This is a genomic window from Micromonospora sp. NPDC047793, from assembly GCF_040642635.1.
GTDB lineage: Bacteria > Actinomycetota > Actinomycetes > Mycobacteriales > Micromonosporaceae > Micromonospora.
This window is the reverse complement of the sequence record NZ_JBEYSG010000011.1, coordinates 98,639-118,888: the sequence shown is the minus strand read 5'-3', so window position 1 is coordinate 118,888 and position 20,250 is coordinate 98,639. Positions and strand designations below refer to the sequence as shown.

Here is a 20,250-nt window from a genome sequence, read left to right as displayed (position 1 = left end):
ATCGGTCAGCGGAAGTCGCGGGACGCGGGGCTGACCGGTGGCTCGATCGCGTCCAGCCGGTCGGCGACCAGGTTGACCACTCCCTCGTGCCGCTGCAACAGCCCGCGCACCACCAGCGCGGCGCTGGTCCGGGCCACCCGCCGGTGCCGCTGCCACAGCCCCGGGGAGCAGGTGACGTTGAGCATGCCGGTCTCGTCCTCCAGGTTGAGAAAGGTGACCCCACCTGCGGTCGCCGGGCGCTGCCGGTGGGTGACGATGCCGCCGACCCGGATCCGTCGGCCCGGCTCCACCCGCCCCAGCCGGTCGATCGGCACCGCGCCCAGGGCCTCCAGCCGGGGACGGATGAACCGGGCCGGGTGGTGCTCCGGGGACAGGCCGGTGGCCCACACGTCGGCGACCAGCCGGTCCACCTCCTCCATGCCGGGCAGGGTGGGCGCCGTCGCGCCGGTCACCGTGCCGGGCAGGCGATCCGGCCGGTCCTGCGCCGCCGCGCCGGCCGCCCAGAGCGCCTGCCGCCGACTCAGTCCGAAACAGGCGAAGGCGTCCGCGGTGGCCAGCGCCTCCAGGTGAGCCGAGGTCAGCCCCACCCGCCGGGCCAGATCCGGCATGTCGCGGTACGGCCCGTGCGCCGTCCGCTCCGCCTCGATCCGCTCGGCCACCGGATCACCGAGCGTACGCACGCTGGACAGCCCCAGCCGTACGGCCGGACCGCCCAGCCCCCAGGCGTGCGGCGGCTCACCGGGCCGGCTGCCCCAGCGGGTCTGCGGGGTCGACTCCAGCACCGGCTTCGCGCCGCTGGCGTTGACGTCCGGACGGCGTACCTCCACACCGTGCCGACGGGCGTCGTCGACCAGGGTCTGCGGCGAGTAGAAGCCCATCGGTTGGGCGCTGAGCAGCGCGGCCAGGAACGGACCCGGGTGGTAGCGCTTGAGCCAGGAACTGGCGTAGACCAGATAGGCGAAGCTCATCGCGTGGCTCTCCGGGAAACCGTAGCTGGCGAACGCGGTGAGCTTGCGGTAGACGTCGTCGGCCAGCTCGCCGGTGATGCCGCGCTCGGCCATGCCGCGATAGAGCCGGTCGGCGATCTTTGCCATCCGCTCCACCGACCGTTTGGCCCCCATCGCCCGGCGCAACTCGTCGGCCCCGGCCGCGTCGAACCCGGCCAGGTCGATGGCGAGCTGCATCAACTGCTCCTGGAACAGCGGTACGCCGAGCGTCTTCTCCAACGCGTTGCGCATCAGCGGATGCGGGAAGGTCACCGGCTCCTGCCCGCTCTTGCGCCGGATGTACGGGTGCACCGAGCCGCCCTGGATCGGGCCGGGACGGATCAGTGCCACCTCGACCACCAGGTCGTAGAACGTCCGGGGCCGCAGCCGGGGCAGCGTGGCCATCTGGGCGCGGCTCTCCACCTGGAACACCCCGACCGAGTCGGCCCGGCAGAGCATGTCGTAGACCTCCGGATCCTCCAGCGACATGTCGCCGAGGTCCAGACTCATCCCGATCATGTCGTACCCGTAGTGCAACGCGGAGAGCATGCCCAGGCCGAGCAGGTCGAACTTGACCAGGCCGACGGCGGCGCAGTCGTCCTTGTCCCACTGGAGCACGCTGCGGCCGGGCATCCGGCCCCACTCCACCGGACAGACCTCGATCACCGGCCGGTCGCAGATCACCATGCCGCCGGAGTGGATGCCGAGGTGCCGGGGGAAGCCCGCCCACCTCCCCGAGCCACCAGTCAGTTCGTTGGCGTACGCGATCACCTGCTCGGGGATCTCCGGCACGTCCACCGTGGCCACGTCGCCCCACCGGTCGATCTGCTTGCTCCACGCGTCCTGCTGCCCCGGCGAGAAACCGAACGCCTTGGCCACGTCCCGCACCGCCGACCGGGGTCGATAGGAGATCACGTTGGCCACCTGGGCGGTGTGCTCCCGCCCGTACCGGGCGTAGACGTGCTGGATGACCTCCTCCCGACGGTCGGACTCGATGTCCACGTCGATGTCGGGCGGGCCGTCGCGTTCCGGGGCCAGGAAACGCTCGAACAGCAGCCGGTGCCGCACCGCGTCCACGTTGGTGATCCGCAGGGCGTAGCAGACCGCCGAGTTCGCCGCCGAGCCCCGGCCCTGGCAGTAGATGTCCGCCCGCCGGCAGAAGTCGACGATGTCGTAGACCACCAGGAAGTAGCCGGGAAAACCCAACTCCTCGATCATGTTCAGCTCGTGGTCGAGCTGCGCGTACGCCTGCGGGTGCGCCTCGCGCGGGCCGTAGCGTTCCCGCGCCCCCTCGTCGGTGAGGTGCCGCAGCCAGCTCATCTCGGTGTGCCCCGGCGGCACCGGGTACGCCGGCAGCCGGGGCGCGACGAGCTGGAGGTCGAAGGCGAGTTCCGCGCCGAACTCGGCGGCCCGGGCCACCGCCCCCGGGTACGCGGCGAAGCGCGCCGCCATCTCGGCACCGCTGCGCAGGTGGGCGGTGCCGGCGGCGGGCAGCCAACCGTCGATCTCGTCCAGGCTGCGCCGGGCCCGCACGGCGGCGACGGTGGTGGCCAGCCGACGCCGCCCGGGGGTGGCGTAGTGCACGTTGTTCGTGGCGACCGTGGGCAGCCCGGCGGCGGCGGCCAGCTCGGCCAGCGCGTCGTTGCGGTCGCCGTCGACCGGGTGCCCGTGGTCGGTCAGCTCCACCGCCACCGTCTCCGCGCCGAACAGCGCGGTGAGCCGGTCCAGCTCCCGGGCCGCCGCGTCCACCCCCTCGGTGAGCAGGGCGGACGGCACGTGTCCCTTGCGGCAACCGGTCAGCACCAACACGTGGTCGCGCAGGTCGGCGGCCACCTCCTCCAGTTCCCCGTAGACCGGGCGTCCCTTCTCCCCGCCCCGCAACTGGGCGCGGGCGATGGTCGTGGCCAGCCGCGCGTACCCCTCGTGGCCGTGCGCCAGCACCAGCAGGTGGTTGCCGTGCGGGTCGGGTACGCCCTGCTGCGGGCCGGGCAGACCGAGGGACAGCTCCGCCCCGAAGATCGTCGGCAGGTCCAGCGTGCGGGCTGCCTCGGCGAAGCGCACCACGCCGTAGAAGCCGTCGTGATCGGTGACGGCGAGCGCGGTCAGCCCCAGCCGGACGGCCTCCTCGGCCAGTTCCTCCGGGTGGCTGGCCCCGTCGAGGAAGCTGAAGTTGGTGTGCGCGTGCAGCTCGGCGTACGGCACCACACCGTCGGGGCGGGCCAGCTCGGGCGGACGGTACTGCTCCCGGCTCCGACTCCAGGCCGGCGAGTCACCCCCGTCGGCGTCGACCGCGAGGGGATCCACCACCCGCAGGTGCCGTTCACCCTCCCCGGTACGCCCGGAGAGCACCCGCTCCAGCTCCGACCAGGGCAGCCGAGGATTGTGGAAACTCACCGCCCCACCCGGCCCACCGAGATCCCGGTGCGTTCCGGCCCTCCCCGGGGACGGAACGCACCACGATTCACTTCCGCCTCAGTCATAGACCGCCTCCACGAGCCACCGACCGGCGTCGACGGCGAGCAGCAGGGCGCTGCCGTCGGCCAGGCTGACCTGGAAACGGGCCCGCCGACACGCCTCGACCGGGTCCCACCACCGCTCGTCGACCGGCCACGGGCCCGCCCAGCCGACGATCTCGACCGGCACCCCGGCCCGGCCGGAGATCCCGGCCCACGCACCCCCCCGGCCGGCGCCCCCGGCTGACCCGCCACCCCGACCGGTGCCGTCCGCCGTACCACCCGCACCGGCGGTCCCGGCCGGTGCGCTGATCCGGCCGACCTGGGCACCGCCCTCCACCGCGATGATCAACTGGGTCGGCGGGGCGCTCACCGCCAGTCGCGCGCTCACCACGACCGGTACGCCGGTGGCGTCCAGCACGCTCGCGGCGAGCGGGGTGGTCAGCACCACCGCCGGCGACGGCGGCGGCAGCCGCCCCGGCCAGGACGGTACGGCCGCACCGGCGCCGGGACCGGCCGGTGACCGCTCGTCGCCCCAGGGCACCAGCCGCGTCTGGTCGGCCGGTGACCGACCTCCACCGAGCACGGCGGTGACCACCGCCTCCGGGCCGAGCAGACCCTGCACCCGGCTCAGGGCCCGATGTGCCCGCTCGCGTTCCGCACCGGTCTCGCCCCACAGCCCCGGTTGCAGACCGGCCTGGGCCAGCACCCCGTCCGGCACCAGCCGCAGCCGGACGATCCCCGCAGTGGGCCGGGGCGGTCGGTCGCCACCGCGCCGGCCACCGCCGGAGAGCCAGCCGTCCAGTTGCCAGCGGACCCGGTCGGCGATCGCCGCCGCGCTGAGCAGGCCGTCGTGCCGCCAGACCCGGTGCAACTCCTGACCGTGCGCGGTCACCGCCTCGATGCCGAGCCGGGTGCAGGCCAGCCCGTGCCCGGCGAGCCGCTCGTGCAGCCGTTCGGCCAGCGTCCGGGCCGCGAACGCCGCCACGTCGACGCGCTCGATCGGCTCGTCCAGGTCGGCGGCGACCGTCAGGTCCACGGGCGGGCGCCGGACCGCCAACGGCCGGTCGTCGCCACCGCTGGCCCACCGGTGGGCCAGCGCACCGTCGAACCCGAACCGGGCGAGTACGTCACCGGCGGCCAGTGCGGCGAAGTCCCCGAGCGTACGCACTCCGAGCCGGCGCAACAGGTCAGCCAGGGCGGGCCGCCCGAGTGCCTCGACCGGCTGGGCGGCCAGGAACTCCGGCGTCCCACCGGGCGGCACGATCCGCCCCTCCCGCGCGGCCAGCCCGGCGGCGAACACCCCGTCGGCGATACCGACCTGGCTCTCCACCGCGCAACTCTGGGCGACGTGCTCGACGATCCGTTCGGCGGCCGCCTCCTCACCGCCGAAGTACCGGACCGGACCCCGGGCGGCCAGCGCGCAGGCCCCGGGGCGGACCACCTCGACCCCGACCGCCACCTCCTCGACCGCGGCCACCACCGGCTCGAACGCCCGCGCGTCCCGACCGGGATCGTGGTCGACGACGGTGAGCCCCGGGCAGCGTCCCTGCGCCTCCCGTCGGCGCAGCCCCCGGCGGATCCCCTCGGCCCGGGCCTGCTCGGAGCAGGCGACCACCCGGTTGCCGTGCAGCACCGCGACCGGCCCGGTGGCGGGCACCCCGTCGACGATCTCGGCGGCGAGCACCGGCCAGTCCGGGCACCAGAGCAGCAACGTCCGAGCAGGCGCGCTCATGTCGACGCTCCGCGCCGCCATGAGTCACCACGGAGCCGATGACTCACTCGCTGACGCTCGCTCATGTCGCGTGCTCCGCCGGGTGGGGGGAGGCCAGCACGCGGAACCGGGCGGGAGGTGACCGGTCGGCGGTGGTGGCGGAGCGGGGGATGACGCGGGTCAGCTCGTCACCGGGCAACCACACCGTGAGCTCCTTGGCGCGGGCGGCCGCGCCCCGCCCGTGTGCCGAGATGGTCACCTCCCGGCGGCGCAGCCGCCCCCGCCCCGCCCCGAGTCCCTCCCAGGTGCCCCGGACCACCTGGAGTGTCAGGTCCGCCCCGTCCCACCGGCCGTACGGCACGAGCACGCTGCCGCGTTGGCGGGCCCGTGCGGCCAACCGGGCGGCGACCGAGGCGGAGACGGTGGCGGGTACCGCGGTGACCACCACGTCGACCCCGTCGATGAGCGCGGCGACGACGGTGGGCCACTCGGGGCCGGGCTGCGGCACCAGGGCGAGCCGGTCCAGGGCGATCCCGGCCTCGGCCGCCGCACCCGCGCCGAAGGTCGGCATCCCGACCACGGCACACCACGAACCGGCCCGGGACGCCTCGGCGAGCAGGGCGAGCAGCAGCGAGGTGGTGCCGCTGTGCCGGGGCTGCCCGAGACCGACCGCGATGGTGCTGCCCCGCCGCAGTCCACGACCGGGCAGCAGCCCGGTCAGCTCGGGCCGGACGGGGAGTATCCGGTGACCACCCACCGGGTCGGGTGCGCTGGCCGGACGCACCAACCCGGCCAGCGCGGCGGAACCGACCACCATGCGGCCCGCCATCGGACCTACCCCCCGTCGTGTCGCCACCGGGTGCCGCCGGTGGATGGTGCTGATCAGGCGACGAGACCGTCGATCGCCGGCTGATGTGCCAGGCCGAGCGCGGCCTCCACCACCGTCACGAACTCCTCGGCGGCACGGAGCAGGTCGTCGGCCTCCCGGGCGGTGACCACCCGGGGTATGCCGGCCTCGGCGGCGGCGCGCTTGCCGGCGCCGAGGGCGAAGTAGGCGGCCCACTCGTCGAGTTCGGGGGCGACGACGGCGAGCAGCACCCAGACGCTGGTGATCCGGTTGCGGCGGGTGGGTGCGGGACGGGCACGGGCGGCGAGCACCGCGGCGGCGGCGCGCAGCGCCGCGAGGTGGGCGGCGGCGTACCGGAGGCCGTCGGGGCCGGTCCGGCCGGCCTCGGCGAGGCCCTGCCGGGCCACGGTGAGCAGTTGGGCGGGAGTGCGGTGCGGCAACACGTGCGCGGGCACCGTCGGCGCCTGGGCCGGACTGGTCGGCATGGTCTCCTCCACGTGGGCCGGAGCGGGGCGGTCGCGCGACGGGTGGACCCGTCGGCGCGGTACGCGCCCGCGGCGGGCGGTGCGGAGGAAGACGCACCAGGTAGGTGGCCGGCCGGGTGCGGAGCTTCCCCACACCCCACCCGGCCGGCGTTACCGGCGGGTCCGTCGGCCGCCGCCCGGGGGTCGTGGGCGGCGGCCGACGGCCTGCCTGACGGGTCCGGACTCGCGACTGCCCGGAGCCCAGGTGCGATCCGCGGCACCGCACCTGTCCGGGAGCCGGTGCCGCGAAACACCCGCCCCCGAGGGGTTGGAACGAACGTTCGATTTAGCTGGCGACACCAGCAATCGAACACTCGTTCTAACTACTGCTGACAGTACACCCTCCCTCTGACGAAAACGCAACGTGTGACGCGCCGGGCCAGCCACGTCACCCGCCTGGTCAGGGCGACCGGTTCCGCATGCTGTGGCCGGGTGCGCCGGCCGTCGGCGTACCGGGAAGAATGGCGGGATGCAGTCACACCCGAACGTCGAGGCGGTGCAGGACGCGCTCGACGGTCCGTACACCCGCAACGGCTCCGGCAAGCGGGCCCTGGTCCGGTTGCTGCCCGACGCGGTGCACACCGCCGCGGCCGCCGCCGAGGCGCTCGGTGTCGACGTGGGCGCCATCGCCAACTCGCTCGTCTTCGACGCCGACGGTGAACCCCTGCTGGTACTCACCTCCGGCGCGCACCGGGTGGACACCGACGCCCTGGCCGCCCGGCTCGGGGTCACCCGGCTGCGCCGGGCCACCCCGCAGTTCGTCAAGGAGCACACCGGACAGGTGATCGGCGGGGTCGCCCCGGTCGGCCACCCGCGCCCGCTGCGTACGCTCGTCGACACCGCGCTGGAGAAGTACGACGAGGTCTGGGCCGCCGGTGGCGTGCCGCAGGCGGTCTTCCCCACCACGTACGCCGAGCTGCTGCGGGTCACCTACGGGACCCCGACCGACGTGGCGTGAGTACCACCGAGACCGTTCCCGGACTGGTCACCCTGCACGTGTGGCGGATCCCCCGGGCCGCCCTGGGCCGGGCGCTGGGCCGGATGGCGCTCGACCCGCGCCGGTTGCGCGCGCTGCCCGGCGTACGGTTCGGCAAGCTGCTCGGCACCGGGACCGGCACCGGCTTCGGGCCGGGCGACGCCGACCTCACCCGCTGGGCCGCGCTGACGGTGTGGGACTCCCCCGCCGAGGCGGCCCGGTTCACCGGCTCGCGGGTGGATCGGGCCTGGGCCGACATAGCCCGGTCCGGCGTCCGGCTCGACCTGCGTCCGCTGACCAGCCGGGGTGAGTGGTCCGGTCGGCGACCGTTCGGCGAGCCCGCCGGCGGGCCGGTCCACGGCCCGGTGCTGGCACTGACCCGGGCCCGGCTGCGTCCGGCGCGGGCGCTCACCTTCTGGCGGGCCGTCCCACCGGTGGCCGCCGCCCTGCACGCCGCGCCCGGCCTGCTGGCCCGTTTCGGCGTCGGCGAGGCGCCCCTGGGCTGGCAGGGCACGGTGAGCGTGTGGCGGGATCCGGCGGATCTGGTGGCGTTCGCGTACCGTCACCCGGAGCACCGGGCCGCGATCACCCGCACCCCGACCGAGCGGTGGTACGCCGAGGAACTCTTCGCGCGATTCGAGGTACGTGACGTGGTCGGTGACCGGACGGTACTGGGGTGGGTCGGCGACGCGGACGACCCGGCGAAGGGTGGACAGGCGTGAGGTTGGTGCGGTGGACACCGGACGATCTCCTCCGGCGGCTGGACGACGTGGTCGCCGTCTACGGCGAGGCGATGGGATACCGCGCCGACCTGCTGGAGGCCCGTCGTGGCTACATCGCCACCCACGTACGCCGACCCGGTTTCCGTGCCGTGGCCAGCCTGACCAGCGAGGGTCACCTGGCCGGTTTCGGCTACGGCTACGTCGGCGGGCCCGGCCAGTGGTGGCACGACCAGGTCTGGCGGGCACTGGAGCAGGGCGACCGGAAGCGCTGGCTGACCGACTGCTTCGAGGTGGTCGAGCTGCACGTCCGGCCCCCGGCGCAGGGGCACGGCCTGGGCGCCGGTCAACTGCGTGCCCTGCTCACCATGGCCGAGGGCAGCACCACGCTGCTCTCCACCCCGGAGGCCGACGAGAACACCTCGCGCGCCTGGCGGCTGTACCGCCGGTTCGGCTTCGTCGACGTGCTGCGCGACTTCCGGTTCCCCGGCGACGAGCGCCCGTTCGGCGTACTCGGTCGGGACCTGCCCCTGCCGGCACCGACGCCGCCGGCCCGTCCCGGACAGCCATGACGCCGTCCGCCCGCCGGGCCCGGGTCTACGCCTGGGCGATGCTCGCCCTGCTGGTGCTGGCCCAGATCGGCTACCCGCTGACCGACGGGACGACCCGCGCCCGGCTGACCGTGGCCACCGTCGTCCTCGGCTACCTGCTCTCGGTCGGCCACGCGCTGCTGTCGCGTGGGCCGCGTACGGCTGCGGCGCTGATCGCCACGGCGACCGGGGGCGGGTTCGCCATCGAGGCGCTCGGCGTCGCCACCGGATTTCCGTTCGGCAGCTACGACTACTCGGGGCAGCTCGGCCCGAAGCTGGCCGGCGTACCGCTGATCATCCCGCTGGCCTGGACCTGGATGGCCTGGCCGGCGTGGCTGGTGGCGACCCGGCTCACCACGCGGATCACGGTGGCGGCGGGTCGCTGGCGGTGGCCGACCCGGATCGCGCTGGCCACCCTCGGCCTGGCCACCTGGGACCTCTTCCTCGACCCGCAGATGGTGGCCGAGGGGCACTGGGTGTGGCGGGACCCGACCCCGGCACTGCCCGGCCTGCCCGGCATCCCGATCAGCAACTACCTCGGCTGGCTGCTGTTCGCGGTGCTCATGATGAGCGCGCTGCGCCCGCTCGCCGGACCGGCCGTGGACACCACCGACGCCACCGACACTCCGCTGTACGCGCTCTACCTGTGGACGTACGGCTCCAGCGTGCTGGCTCACGCGGTCTTCCTCGACCTGCCCGCCTCGGCACTGTGGGGTGCGGCCGGCATGGCGGTCGTCGCGGTGCCGCTGGCGGTCAGCCTGCTGCGGCAGCGCCGCACGGGACGCGCCGACACCGCGCCCCGCCTCCGGGCCGACGTCCCGACATGAGCGAGCCCCGGCGAGCGAATCGTCAATACAGTGCGGACGTGCCTCATGGCGGCGCGCAGCGAAGCGAAGCACCGACATGAGCGAGCGCCAGCGAGCGAATCATCGACGCAGTGCGAAAGTGCCTCATGGCGGCGCGCAGCGAAGCGAAGCGCCGACATGAGCGAGCCCCGGCGAGCGAATCATCGACGCAGTGCGAAAGTGCCTCATGGCGGCGCGCAGCGAAGCGAAGCGCCGACATGAGCGAGCTGTCGCTCGCCGTGTTCGGGGTGCTCGTCGTGTTGACCGGGCACACCCTGGTCAACGCCGGCCGCTGGTTGCGCCGTCCCGCGTCGGGGCCGGTCGAGGTCACCGAAGCGGTGACGGTGCTGCTGCCGCTGCGCGACGAGGCCGCCCGGGTGACCCCGTGCCTGCGGTCCCTGCTCGCCCAGCGTGGCGTACCCGGGCTGCGGGTCGTGGTGCTCGACGACGGCTCCACCGACGGCACCGCCGACGTGGTCCGCGCGGTGGTCGGCGACGATCCCCGGGTCACCCTGGTCACCGGGATCGCGCCGCCACCGGGCTGGTTGGGCAAGCCGCACGCCTGCTGGCAACTGGCCGACCGCGCCGACGCGTCGACCACCGCGCTGGTCTTCGTCGACGCCGACGTGGTGCTCGACCGGTACGCGGTGGCGGCGGCGGTGACCGAGCTGCGGGCCGCCGGGGCGGCGCTGCTGTCGCCGTACCCGCGGATCGTGGTGCGCACGGCGGCGGACCGGCTGGTGCAGCCGTTGTTGCAGTGGTTGTGGCTGACCTTCCTGCCGCTGCGCGCGATGGAGCGCTCGCCCCGGCCGTCGCTGGCCGCGGCGGGCGGTCAGTTCCTGGTCGTGGACCGCGCCGGTTACCTGCGCGCCGGTGGGCACGCGGCGGTGGCCGACCGGGTGCTGGAGGACATCGAGCTGGCCCGGGCGGTGAAACGGTCCGGCGGCCGGATCGCCCTCGCCGACGGTTCCCGGCTGGCCGTCTGCCGGATGTACGACGACTGGCCGCAACTGCGCGACGGTTACACCAAGTCGCTCTGGGCCTCGTTCGGGCATCCGCTCGCCGCCGCCGTGGTCATGTCCCTGCTGCTCCTGCTCTACACCGCGCCGCCGCTGGTCGCCGTCGGCGCGCTGCTGGCCGGTGCGCCGGTGGTGGCCGCGCTCGCGCTGTCGGCGTACCTGCTGGGGGTGGTCGGGCGGGTGGTCAGCGCACGCGCCACCGGTGGGCGGGCCTGGCCCGACGCGCTGGGCCACCCCGTGTCGGTCGCGGTCCTCGGTTGGTTGACCGTACGGTCGTACCATCTGCGCAAGCGGCGGCGCCTGTCCTGGCGCGGCCGACCGGTCGGCTAGGCCCTGGTAGGCCCACTCTGGGAGGACATCGCATGGCGCGGATCGTGGTCGTCGGCGCCGGAGTGGGTGGACTGGCGGTCGCCGCCCGGCTGGCCGTCACCGGCCACCAGGTGACCGTCCTCGAACGGGCCGACACGGTCGGCGGCAAACTCGGGCGGTACACGCACGACACCGCCTCCGGGCCGTTCCACTTCGACACCGGTCCCAGCCTGCTCACCCTGCCCGGGATCTTCCACGAGCTGTTCGAGGCGACCGGGGCCAAGCTCGACGAGTACCTCGACCTGGTCCCGTTGGACCCGATCGTGCGGCACGTCTTCCCCGGCGGCGGGCCGGTGCTGGACTCCTGCGCCGACCCGACCGAGTTCGCCGCCCGCATCGGCGCCGTCCTCGGCGATCGGGCGGCGACCGACTGGCAGCGGCTGTGGCGACGCGCCGGCCGGGTGTGGCGGGCCTCCGAGCACGACATCCTGCGCCGCCGCGTCGACTCGCCCCGGGACCTGACCCGGCTGGCCTGGCGGCTCGGTGACCTGGCCGCCATCCGGCCCGGTCAGAGCCTGCGCGGGCTGGGTCGCGCCCACCTGTCCGACCCCCGGCTGCGGATGCTGCTGGACCGGTACGCCACCTACACCGGTGCCGATCCACGCCGCGCGCCGGCCGCGCTGGTCGCGGTCCCCTACGCGGAGCTGGCCTTCGGCGGCTGGTATCTGCGCGGCGGGCTGGGCAGCCTCGCCGACGCGCTGCTGTCGCGCTGTCTGGACCTCGGCGTGGTGATCCGCACCGGCGCCACGGTCACCCGGATCGACGCGGCGGGCGGGCGGGCACACGGCGTACGCGTCGCCGGGCAGGCCGCCCCGGTGCCGGCCGACGTGGTGGTGGCCAACGTCGACGCGCTCACCGTCTACCGGGACCTGCTGCCCGACCCGCGTCGGCTGGCCGGGCTCACCGACCGCAGCCTGGCCGGTTTCGTGCTGCTGCTCGGCGTACGCGGCAACTCCGGGCTGGCCCACCACACCGTTTTCTTCCCGCGCGACTACGACGCCGAGTTCGACGCGATCTTCGGTGCCCCGGGGCGGGGAGTACGCGCCCGTCCGGCCACCGACCCGACGGTCTTCGTCACGGCGGCCGACGATCCGGCGGTCCGCCCGACCGGACACGAGGCATGGTTCGTGCTGGTCAACGCCGCCCGTCACGGCACCGCGCCCGGGGCGGTGGACTGGCGGCGACCGGGGCTGGCGGCGGCGTACGCCGACCGGATCCTGGACGTGCTGGCCGAACGGGGCATGGATGTCCGGGACCGGCTGGTGTTCCGCGAGATCCGCACCCCGGCCGACCTGGCCGACTCCACCGGCGCGCCGGGCGGGACCATCTACGGCACGGCCGGCGGTCTGCTCCGCCCGGCCAACCGGGGGGCGGCGCACGGCCTGTGGCTGGTCGGCGGCTCCAGCCACCCGGGGGGCGGCCTGCCGATGGTGGCCCTGTCCGCGCAGATCGTCGCCGACGAGATCGGCCCCGCCTGGTAGGGGGCGGGATGTAAGGAAGGGCACCTTCTTAACGCCTGCGGTAGAGAAAGGGCCCCTTGTTAACACCCGCAGGCCGACGCACCCGGCGGGCCGACGCGCACACCGGCGGGCCGACGCGCACACCGGCGGGCCGACGCGCACACCGGCGGGCCGACGACTCAGTCGGCGTCGATCAGGGCCCGGCGGACGGCGGAGAGCAACTGCCCCAGGCCGAAGGCAGCCAGCAGCACCCACACCGCCGTCGCCATGGTGATCGTGCCGGCCGCCAGGTCCAGGTCGATCAGCCCGGTCAGGCCGGCCAGCAGCAGCCCGGCGACGGCCACGCAGACCCGGGTGGGACGCTCCCCCACCGTCACCGCGCCGATGTCGCGCATCCCGGCGGCGACCGCCCGGGCCCGGACGTACTCGTGCAGCCAGGACAGCGCGCCCGCCGCGGCGACCAGCCCACCCGGCGCGCCGACCAGCCAGAACGCCACCAGCCAGGCGGCCTCGCCGATCCGATCGGCCAGCGAGTCGTAGACGTAGCCGAGCCGGGTGGTGCGGCCGGTGGCCACCGCCACCGCGCCGTCGACGCTGTCCGCCACCGAGGCGAGCAGCACGAACAGCGCGGCCAGGAACGGTCCGTCGCCCGGTCGCCCGGCGAACAGTGGCACGCAGAGGCAGAGCAGTACGCCGAAGACGGTGACCGCGGTCGGGCCGACCCGGAGCCGGCCCAGCAGGAAACCGACCTGGTAGGCGAAACGGAGCCAGCCGCGTACCACGGGGGTGGCCGCCCGGGGGTCGAACCCGCCGTGCAGCCGGGCCCACGCGACGGCGTACTCGTTCCAGTTCAGCTGTCTGCCCACCACGGTTCAACCGACCCGACGGCGCTGAGGTGTCGCGCCCGCCGCGTCACGTCGCGGCGCCCACCCGCAGGTTCTGCCAGATCTCCCGGGTCGCGGTGGAACGGTTGAAGGTGATGAAGTGGATCCCGGGGACGCCCTCGTCGAGCAGTCGCCGGCACATTTCGCTGGTCTGCTCGATGCCGAGCCGACGGACCGCTTCCGGGTCGTCGGCGACCCGCTCGAACCGCGCCGCCAGGGCCGGCGGGAACGGCGCCCCGGAGAGCTGCACGGAGCGTTCGATCGTGCCGATCTTGGTCACCGGCATCACGCCGGCCAGGATCGGCGTGTCGCAGCCGGCGGCGGCCACCCGGTCGCGCAGGCGAAGGTACTCGTCGGCGTCGAAGAACATCTGGGTGATCGCGAACTCGGCACCGGCCCGGCACTTGCGGACGAAGTACTCGGTGTCGGTCTGGACGTCCACCGAGCGCGGATGACGGTACGGGAAGGCGGCGACGCCGACACTGAAGTCACCGGAGCGGCGGACCAGGCGGACCAGGTCCTCGGCGTAGTCCACGCCGTCCGGGTGCGGCACCCACTCGCCGTTGGGATCTCCGGGCGGGTCTCCCCGGACCGCCAGCACGTTGCGCACCCCGACACTGGCCAGCCGACCGATCACGTGCCGCAATTCGGCCACCGAGTGGTTGACCGCGGTCAGGTGCGCCATCGGCAGCAGGGTCGTCTCGGTGGCCACCCGCTCGGTGACCGCGACCGTGGTGTCCCGGGTCGTCCCGCCGGCACCGTAGGTGATCGAGACGAACGAGGGGCGCAACGGCTCCAACTCACGGATGGCCTGCCAGAGCTGCCGCTCGCCCTGCTCGGTCCTGGGCGGCCCGAACTCGAAGGAGAAGGTCGGCTGGCAGTCGCGGACCAACTCCCCGATCGCCGGTTGCGAATTCGGGAGGATCGAGGGAAGTCCGAGCGCCACGTACCGACTCTAGCGGCCGGTCCCCCGTACCCCCAGCACCTTCCCAGGGGTGGGGACGTGACCGATGCCCACCCCGGGCGGCCGGTACGCAGGTGAGCCACGGCGCGCCGGACGGTGGGTGGGTCGCCGTGTCCGGCCCCGACCCATTAGCGTCGGGAACGTGACCCACGCTGCTCCTGTCTCCCCCGTCGACCGTGCCGGCCTGCGCCAACGCGTCGACAAGGCACTGGCCGACTTCCTCGCCGCCCGCCGCACCTGGATGACCGGTGTCGACGACGCGCTGGTGCCGGTGGCCGAGGCGATCGAGGCGTTCGTGCTCGGCGGCGGCAAGCGGCTGCGGCCCGCCTTCGCCTACTGGGGGTTCCGGGGCGCCGGTGGGGTGGACACGGACCCGGTGGTGACCGCCCTCGCCGCGCTGGAGTTCGTCCAGGCCAGCGCCCTGATCCACGACGACCTGATGGACCGGTCGGACACCCGACGGGGTGAGCCGGCGGTGCACCGGCGGTTCGCCGCCCGGCACCGGTCGGCCGGCTGGGGTGGCGATCCCGACGGGTTCGGCGACGCGGCGGCGATCCTGCTGGGTGACCTCTGCCTGGTCTGGTCCGACGAGCTGCTGCACTCCGCCGGGCTCGACCCGCGGACGGTGGCCCGCGCCCGCCCGGACTTCGACGAGATGCGCACCGAGGTCACCGTCGGGCAGTACCTGGACGTGGTCACCCAGGCCACCGGCGACACGTCGCTGGAACGGGCCGGCAAGGTCGCCCGGTACAAGTCGGCCAAGTACACGGTGGAGCGGCCGCTGCTGCTCGGCGCGGCGCTGGCCGACGCGCCCGCCGACGTCCGCATCGCCTACTCGGCGTACGGGCTGCCGCTGGGCGAGGCGTTCCAGTTGCGCGACGACGTACTCGGCGTCTTCGGCGACCCCGCGCAGACCGGCAAGCCGGCCGGTGACGACCTGCGCGAGGGCAAGCGGACCTACCTGGTCGCGGCGACGATGGAGGCGGCCGACGAGGCCGGGCGCGCGCTGCTGCTGGCCGGGCTCGGCGACGCCGAGCTGGACACCGAGGGCGTGGCCCGGCTGCGTGAGCTGATCTCCTCGACCGGGGCGCTCGCCCGCACCGAGCAGCGCATCGTCACGCTCACCGACGCGGCGCTCGCCGCGCTGGTCGCCGTGGACCTGGACACCGAGGCCCGGCAGGCCCTGGTGGACCTGGCCATCGCCGCCACCCGCCGGGCCGACTGAACGGCGCGACCCCGCGACCGATCCGGCCGTCCGGGCGCGGATGGTCCGGGCGCAGGCCGGTCCCGGTCGCACCCGGGTCGGAAGCCGAAGGGCGGCCCGGCCCGGCCCGGGTGACGGGTCGACTGCGGGTCAGAAGCCGAGAGCCTGCGCGCGGCGCTTGATCTCGCGGGCCTGGTCGCCGCCGAGGGCGGTGGCGGGGGTGCCGCCGGGTAGCGACGGGTCGGGCTCGTAGAGCCAGCGCAGCGCGGCCTCGTCGTCGTAGCCGGCGTCGTCCAGCAGGGTGAGCACGCCGGGCAGATGCTTGAGCACGGTGCGGTTGGCCACCAGGTCGGCGGGGATCCGCCGGACGCCGTCGCGGCGTACCGCGATCAGCTCACGATCCCGGATCAGCTGGTGCACCTTGCTGATCGTCAGGTCGAGCCGTTCGGCGACGTCCGGCAGGGTCAGCCAGTCGGCGGGGCCGGCCTCGGGCGCGGTGCCCTCGGCGGGTACGGAGTCGGTCACCGGACCACCCTGCCATGCCACCCTCCCCCCGGGTCAACGACCTCCCGTCAGTGCACTGAGCAGGGGCGGCGACAGCCGGAGTACGCAGGGTGGCCCCACGGGGGCGGTTGCGGCGGTAGCATCCAGTTCTATCTCCACCTGGACACAGAAATTCTATCTTCTTCCCCCGGACACATAGACTCCCTGCCGATGGACACACAGGTCGCCGACACGTTGCTGGGCTCGCTGATCGACGGGCGCTACCGCATCCGCGGTCGCGTGGCTCGTGGCGGCATGGCGACCGTGTACACCGCCACCGACGAGCGGCTCGAACGCACCGTCGCGCTGAAGACCATTCACGCCACCGCCGGCGCGCCGGCACGCCCCGGACTGGCCGGTTTCGTCGACCGCTTCACCGACGAGGCCAAGGCCATCGCCCGGCTCACCCACCCCAACGTGGTGGCGGTCTACGACCAGGGCACCCACGACGGCATGCCCTACCTGGTGATGGAGTACGTGCGCGGTCGCACGCTGCGCGAGGTGCTGGCCGAGCGCCGCCGACTCAACCCGGACGAGGCGCTGGCCATCACCGAGCAGATGCTCGCGGCGATCGCCGCCGCCCACCGGGCCGGGCTGGTGCACCGCGACATCAAGCCGGAGAACGTGCTGGTCGCCGAGGCACCCAGCGGCGGTCCGGCCAACCTCGTCGACGGGGTTGTCAAGGTCACCGACTTCGGACTGGCCCGCGCCGTCGAGGCCAGCACCGACCACGACAACGGCAACCAGCTGATGGCCACCGTGGCGTACGTCGCGCCGGAACTGGTCAGCGACGGTCGCGCGGACGCCCGTACCGACGTCTACTCGGCGGGCATCGTGCTGTTCGAGATGCTCACCGGCCGGGTGCCGTACGAAGGTGACCGGCCGATCGACATCGCCTGGCAGCACGTCGACCGGGACGTCCCGGCACCGTCGACGCTGGTCCCCGGCCTGCCCAGGGTGCTCGACGACCTGGTGGCCCGGGCCACCCGGCGTGACCCGGCGGCCCGCCCCTCCGACGCCGCCGCCCTGCTGGCCGAGGTGCAGGTGGCCCGGGACGGGCTCGGCACCGCGAACAGCCACACCACCATGCTGCCGTCGCTCGCCGACGGGCCGGTGGTCTCCCAGCCCACGATGGTGGTCTCGACGGTCCGCCCGCCCGAGCGGCCGCCCTGGGCCCGGCTGCCCGAGGGCAGCCCCCCGCCCCGGGGCCGGCGCCGGGCCGCGCCGAGCGGCGGCAGCGGACTGCCCGCCCAGGTGGCCGCGCTGCGGGCCCGCCTGTTCGGCGGGGACTCCGGCGGACGTCTGGCCATCGCCGCCGTCGTGGTGGTGCTCGGGCTGGTCGCCGCGCTCGGTGGCTGGTGGTTCGGGGTCGGCCGGTACACCACCGCCCCGGAACTGGTGAGCATGAGCAAGGCCGAGGCGGAGTCCCAGGCGTCCCAGGGCGGCTTCACGGTGCGCTACGCCGAGCCACGGCACGACGGCGAGGTCCCGCGCGACGGTGTGCTGGCGCAGGAGCCGGCCTCCGCCGCCCGGATCCTCAAGGGCGGCACCCTGACCCTGACCCTGTCGTTGGGACCGGACCGGTTCCCGATGCCGGACGTCGTCGGCAAGGACTTCGACCTGGCCGAGGCGGACCTGGCCAACGCACAACTCGAGGTCGTCAAGGGCGCGGCCCGGTTCGACGACGGCCTGCCCGAGGGCATGGTGGTGGCCACCAAGCCGGAGGCCGGCGAGGAGGTCAAACCGGGGCAGGAGATCACCGTCTTCCTCAGCAAGGGACGGGCCCCGATCACCGTGCCGAACCTGGTCGGCAAGAGCCTCAACGAGGCTCGCGGGATCATCGGCCAGCTCGGTCTGGTGCTGGTCGAGCCCACCTACAAGGATTCCGACAAGCCCCGTGACGAGGTGCTCGGGCAGAGTCCGGCCGACGGCAGCGGAGTGGAGAAGGGCGCCCAGGTCCGGCTGGAGGTCAGCAAGGGACCACCGCAGGTGACCGTCCCCCGCGTCGTCGACCTGCCCTGCCAGCAGGCCAAGCAGGTGCTGGAGAGCCAGGGCTTCCAGGTGTCCGTGCAGTTCAACCCGAACGCCGTCGCCCGGTTCCAGAACCCGAGCGAGAACGCCCAGGTGCCGCCCGGCAGCCAGATCACCATCGGGTGCTTCTGATGACGGCCGCACACCCCGGCCACCGGCCGCTCGGCTCGCACACGCCCGCCTCCGGTGGGCTGGCGAAGGCGGCACTGCCGTACGTCGACGCGGCCGGCTCCGAGGTGGCGCAGGTCTACGTCGGCAACTCCCGGGGTTGGGCGACACCGACCGGTGACCCGGTGCAGGACGCGCTGTTCCGCGACGGTTGTGCCGAACGCGGCGTGGCCGCGTACATCCACGCGTCGTTGCTGGTCAACCTGGGGTCGCCGACGCAGGCCACGGTCGAGCGCTCGGTGCAGACCCTCGCCCACGCGTTGCGCCGGGGTGCCGCGATCGGCGCGCGAGCGGTGGTGTTCCACGCCGGCAGCGCGGTCGACGCCGGACACACCGAGACAGCCATGCGGCAGGTACGCGAGTCGCTGCTGCCGCTGCTGGACTCGGCCGCCGCCAGTGGCGGGCCGATGCTGCTGGTGGAACCGAGTGCCGGTGGCGGCCGGTCCCTGGCCAGCCGCGTGGAGCATCTCGGGCCCTACCTCGACGCGGTGGACCGCCACCCCGGGCTCGGCGTCTGCTTCGACACCTGCCACGCCTGGGCGGCCGGGCACGACCTGGCCGCCGAGGGCGGGATGACCGAGACGCTCGACGTCCTGGTGGCCACCGTCGGCGCGGACCGGCTGCGGCTGGTGCACGCCAACGACTCGAAGGACCTGTGCGGATCCACCCGCGACCGACACGAGACCATCGGCAAGGGCACGATCGGCGAGCCCGCCTTCGCCGAGCTGATGCGGCACCCGGCCACCGCAGGCGTGCCGATCCTGGTGGAGACCCCCACCGAGGGGTACGAAGGCCACGCCGCCGACATCGCCACGCTGCGCCGCCTCGCCCCCGCCTGACCGGCTCCCCCGGTCTCCGGCCGTACCCGCCGCTTCGCCCCGCGCGAACGCGGCGGCGGGCGGGTCAGCGACGCAGGATGCGGGTGAGCACGGTGGCCGCCTGGTCCACGGCGTCGTCGCTCACGTCCAGGTGGGTCACCAGCCGGGCGGTACGCGGGCCGAGGACCGAGATCAACACACCGTCGGCACGGGCCGCGGCGGCCAGCGTCGGCGCGTCCAGGGACGCCTTGGTCAGATCCAACGGCACCAGGTTGGTCCGCGCGACATTCGCCAGCACCCCGAACGGGGCGATCGCCTCGGCCAGCCGGGCCGCCTTCGCGTGGTCCTCGGCGAGCCGCTCGACATGATGGGCCAGGGCGTACCGTCCGGCGGCGGCCAGAATGCCGGCCTGGCGCATCCCGCCACCCATCCGCTTCCGGATCGACCGGGCCCGGTCGATCCGCTCGGCACTGCCGATCACCAGCGAGCCGACCGGTGCGCCGAGCCCCTTGGAGAGACAGACGGACAGCGTCTCGAACAGCGCACCGTACCCGGCCAGCGGCACCCCGTCGGCGACGTGCGCGTGCCAGATCCGGGCGCCGTCGCAGTGCAGCGCCGCCTGCGCCGAGTCGGCCACCTCCCGCAGCGCGCGGAGCGTGTCCAGGGGGAGCACCCCGCCGCCACTCCGGTTGTGGGTCTGCTCCACGGCGATCGCCCGGGTGGGCACCGCCCAGTAGCCGTCCGGACGGACCATGCCGGCGACCACGTCGGGGTCGATCTCCGCGCCCACCGCAGGCCAGGTCCGCGAGGTGATCCCACCGTACGCGGCAGCCGCACCCATCTCGTACGTGATGACGTGCGCGTCGGCGTCGCAGAGCAACTCCGCACCGGGCGGCACCACCAGTTGCAGGGCGATCTGGTTGGCCATCGAGCCGCTCGGGCAGTACAGCGCCGCCTCGTGCCCGAACAGCGCGGCGACCTCCGCCTCCAGCGCGTTGACCGTCGGGTCCTCACCGTAGACGTCGTCACCGACCTCGGCGGTGGCCATCGCCTCCCGCATCCCGGCGGTCGGCCGGGTCACCGTGTCCGACCGCAGGTCGATCACACTAGCCACGGTTCTCCCTTCGGCCGCCGAC

17 protein-coding genes are annotated in these 20,250 nt (G+C 74.3%); 9 read left to right on the top strand and 8 right to left on the bottom strand.

Annotation, left to right across the window (positions count from 1 at the left end):
- Nucleotides 1-5: 5 nt before the first annotated feature.
- The 4 genes from ABZ738_RS21740 to ABZ738_RS21725 all read right to left on the bottom strand — a co-directional run bounded on the left by ABZ738_RS21740 (nt 6) and on the right by ABZ738_RS21725 (nt 6,485).
- Nucleotides 6-3,380 (bottom strand): error-prone DNA polymerase, encoded by a 3,375-nt coding sequence (locus tag ABZ738_RS21740; protein ID WP_176094887.1) that lies wholly within the window; start codon nt 3,378-3,380, stop codon nt 6-8.
- 78 nt (nt 3,381-3,458) lie between these two features.
- On the bottom strand, nt 3,459-5,174 hold the full coding sequence (locus ABZ738_RS21735; RefSeq protein WP_357215787.1) for a DNA polymerase Y family protein: 1,716 nt from the start codon (nt 5,172-5,174) through the stop codon (nt 3,459-3,461).
- A 61-nt stretch (nt 5,175-5,235) separates the two neighbouring features.
- Entirely contained in the window at nt 5,236-5,982 is a 747-nt protein-coding gene (locus tag ABZ738_RS21730; RefSeq protein WP_236146053.1) for a hypothetical protein, read from the bottom strand.
- 53 nt (nt 5,983-6,035) lie between these two features.
- Nucleotides 6,036-6,485 (bottom strand): SAV_6107 family HEPN domain-containing protein, encoded by a 450-nt coding sequence (locus ABZ738_RS21725; RefSeq protein WP_176094889.1) that lies wholly within the window; start codon nt 6,483-6,485, stop codon nt 6,036-6,038.
- Between the two features lie 508 nt (nt 6,486-6,993).
- Here ABZ738_RS21725 and ABZ738_RS21720 point away from each other — a divergent pair.
- The 6 genes from ABZ738_RS21720 (at nt 6,994) to crtI (ending at nt 12,523) form a co-directional block, all read left to right on the top strand.
- Nucleotides 6,994-7,482: a YbaK/EbsC family protein gene (locus tag ABZ738_RS21720; RefSeq protein WP_131054315.1), complete on the top strand. Its 489-nt coding sequence runs from the start codon at nt 6,994-6,996 to the stop codon at nt 7,480-7,482.
- Nucleotides 7,479-8,222, top strand: a complete 744-nt coding sequence (locus tag ABZ738_RS21715) for a monooxygenase (RefSeq protein WP_131054316.1) — start codon at nt 7,479-7,481, stop codon at nt 8,220-8,222. The genes ABZ738_RS21720 and ABZ738_RS21715 overlap by 4 nt, the downstream gene beginning before the upstream one ends.
- A complete protein-coding gene (locus ABZ738_RS21710) occupies nt 8,219-8,791 on the top strand; it encodes a GNAT family N-acetyltransferase (protein WP_131054317.1) in 573 nt (190 codons plus the stop codon). Before ABZ738_RS21715 ends, ABZ738_RS21710 begins: the two co-directional genes overlap by 4 nt.
- Complete coding sequence (locus ABZ738_RS21705; RefSeq protein ID WP_357215783.1) at nt 8,788-9,636, top strand: carotenoid biosynthesis protein; 849 nt, start codon at nt 8,788-8,790, stop codon at nt 9,634-9,636. The genes ABZ738_RS21710 and ABZ738_RS21705 overlap by 4 nt, the downstream gene beginning before the upstream one ends.
- A gap of 236 nt (nt 9,637-9,872) precedes the next feature.
- The gene (locus tag ABZ738_RS21700) at nt 9,873-11,003 is read left to right on the top strand and encodes a glycosyltransferase family 2 protein (protein ID WP_357215781.1); all 1,131 of its coding nucleotides are present in this window, start codon (nt 9,873-9,875) and stop codon (nt 11,001-11,003) included.
- Nucleotides 11,004-11,035: 32 nt separating this feature from the next.
- The gene (gene crtI / locus ABZ738_RS21695; RefSeq protein ID WP_131054320.1) at nt 11,036-12,523 is read left to right on the top strand and encodes a phytoene desaturase family protein; all 1,488 of its coding nucleotides are present in this window, start codon (nt 11,036-11,038) and stop codon (nt 12,521-12,523) included.
- A gap of 158 nt (nt 12,524-12,681) precedes the next feature.
- On the opposite strand, the gene ABZ738_RS21690 is transcribed toward crtI, so the two are convergent.
- Entirely contained in the window at nt 12,682-13,371 is a 690-nt protein-coding gene (locus ABZ738_RS21690) for a CDP-alcohol phosphatidyltransferase family protein (protein WP_131054321.1), read from the bottom strand.
- A 43-nt stretch (nt 13,372-13,414) separates the two neighbouring features.
- Entirely contained in the window at nt 13,415-14,332 is a 918-nt protein-coding gene (gene metF / locus ABZ738_RS21685) for a methylenetetrahydrofolate reductase [NAD(P)H] (protein ID WP_131054322.1), read from the bottom strand.
- 160 nt (nt 14,333-14,492) lie between these two features.
- Here metF and ABZ738_RS21680 point away from each other — a divergent pair, with 160 nt between their 5' ends.
- Complete coding sequence (locus tag ABZ738_RS21680; RefSeq protein ID WP_131054323.1) at nt 14,493-15,575, top strand: polyprenyl synthetase family protein; 1,083 nt, start codon at nt 14,493-14,495, stop codon at nt 15,573-15,575.
- 129 nt (nt 15,576-15,704) lie between these two features.
- On the opposite strand, the gene ABZ738_RS21675 is transcribed toward ABZ738_RS21680, so the two are convergent.
- Nucleotides 15,705-16,079: an Rv2175c family DNA-binding protein gene (locus ABZ738_RS21675; RefSeq protein WP_131054324.1), complete on the bottom strand. Its 375-nt coding sequence runs from the start codon at nt 16,077-16,079 to the stop codon at nt 15,705-15,707.
- Between the two features lie 189 nt (nt 16,080-16,268).
- Here ABZ738_RS21675 and pknB point away from each other — a divergent pair, with 189 nt between their 5' ends.
- Entirely contained in the window at nt 16,269-18,260 is a 1,992-nt protein-coding gene (gene pknB, locus ABZ738_RS21670; protein WP_357215774.1) for a Stk1 family PASTA domain-containing Ser/Thr kinase, read from the top strand.
- Nucleotides 18,260-19,135, top strand: a complete 876-nt coding sequence (locus ABZ738_RS21665; RefSeq protein WP_131053847.1) for a deoxyribonuclease IV — start codon at nt 18,260-18,262, stop codon at nt 19,133-19,135. Before pknB ends, ABZ738_RS21665 begins: the two co-directional genes overlap by 1 nt.
- Before the next feature lie 64 nt (nt 19,136-19,199).
- Here ABZ738_RS21665 and ABZ738_RS21660 read toward each other — a convergent pair whose 3' ends face one another.
- Nucleotides 19,200-20,228, bottom strand: a complete 1,029-nt coding sequence (locus ABZ738_RS21660) for a GntG family PLP-dependent aldolase (RefSeq protein ID WP_357215771.1) — start codon at nt 20,226-20,228, stop codon at nt 19,200-19,202.
- Nucleotides 20,229-20,250 lie beyond the last annotated feature (22 nt).

Coding starts and splice junctions, on each gene's coding strand:
- ABZ738_RS21735 (WP_357215787.1), bottom strand. CDS start 5,174: ATGAGCGCGCCTGCTCGGACGTTGCTGCTCTGGTGCCCGGACTGGCCG.
- ABZ738_RS21730 (WP_236146053.1), bottom strand. CDS start 5,982: ATGGCGGGCCGCATGGTGGTCGGTTCCGCCGCGCTGGCCGGGTTGGTG.
- ABZ738_RS21725 (WP_176094889.1), bottom strand. CDS start 6,485: ATGCCGACCAGTCCGGCCCAGGCGCCGACGGTGCCCGCGCACGTGTTG.
- ABZ738_RS21720 (WP_131054315.1), top strand. CDS start 6,994: ATGCAGTCACACCCGAACGTCGAGGCGGTGCAGGACGCGCTCGACGGT.
- ABZ738_RS21705 (WP_357215783.1), top strand. CDS start 8,788: ATGACGCCGTCCGCCCGCCGGGCCCGGGTCTACGCCTGGGCGATGCTC.
- ABZ738_RS21700 (WP_357215781.1), top strand. CDS start 9,873: ATGAGCGAGCTGTCGCTCGCCGTGTTCGGGGTGCTCGTCGTGTTGACC.
- crtI (WP_131054320.1), top strand. CDS start 11,036: ATGGCGCGGATCGTGGTCGTCGGCGCCGGAGTGGGTGGACTGGCGGTC.
- pknB (WP_357215774.1), top strand. CDS start 16,269: ATGGACACACAGGTCGCCGACACGTTGCTGGGCTCGCTGATCGACGGG.
- ABZ738_RS21665 (WP_131053847.1), top strand. CDS start 18,260: ATGACGGCCGCACACCCCGGCCACCGGCCGCTCGGCTCGCACACGCCC.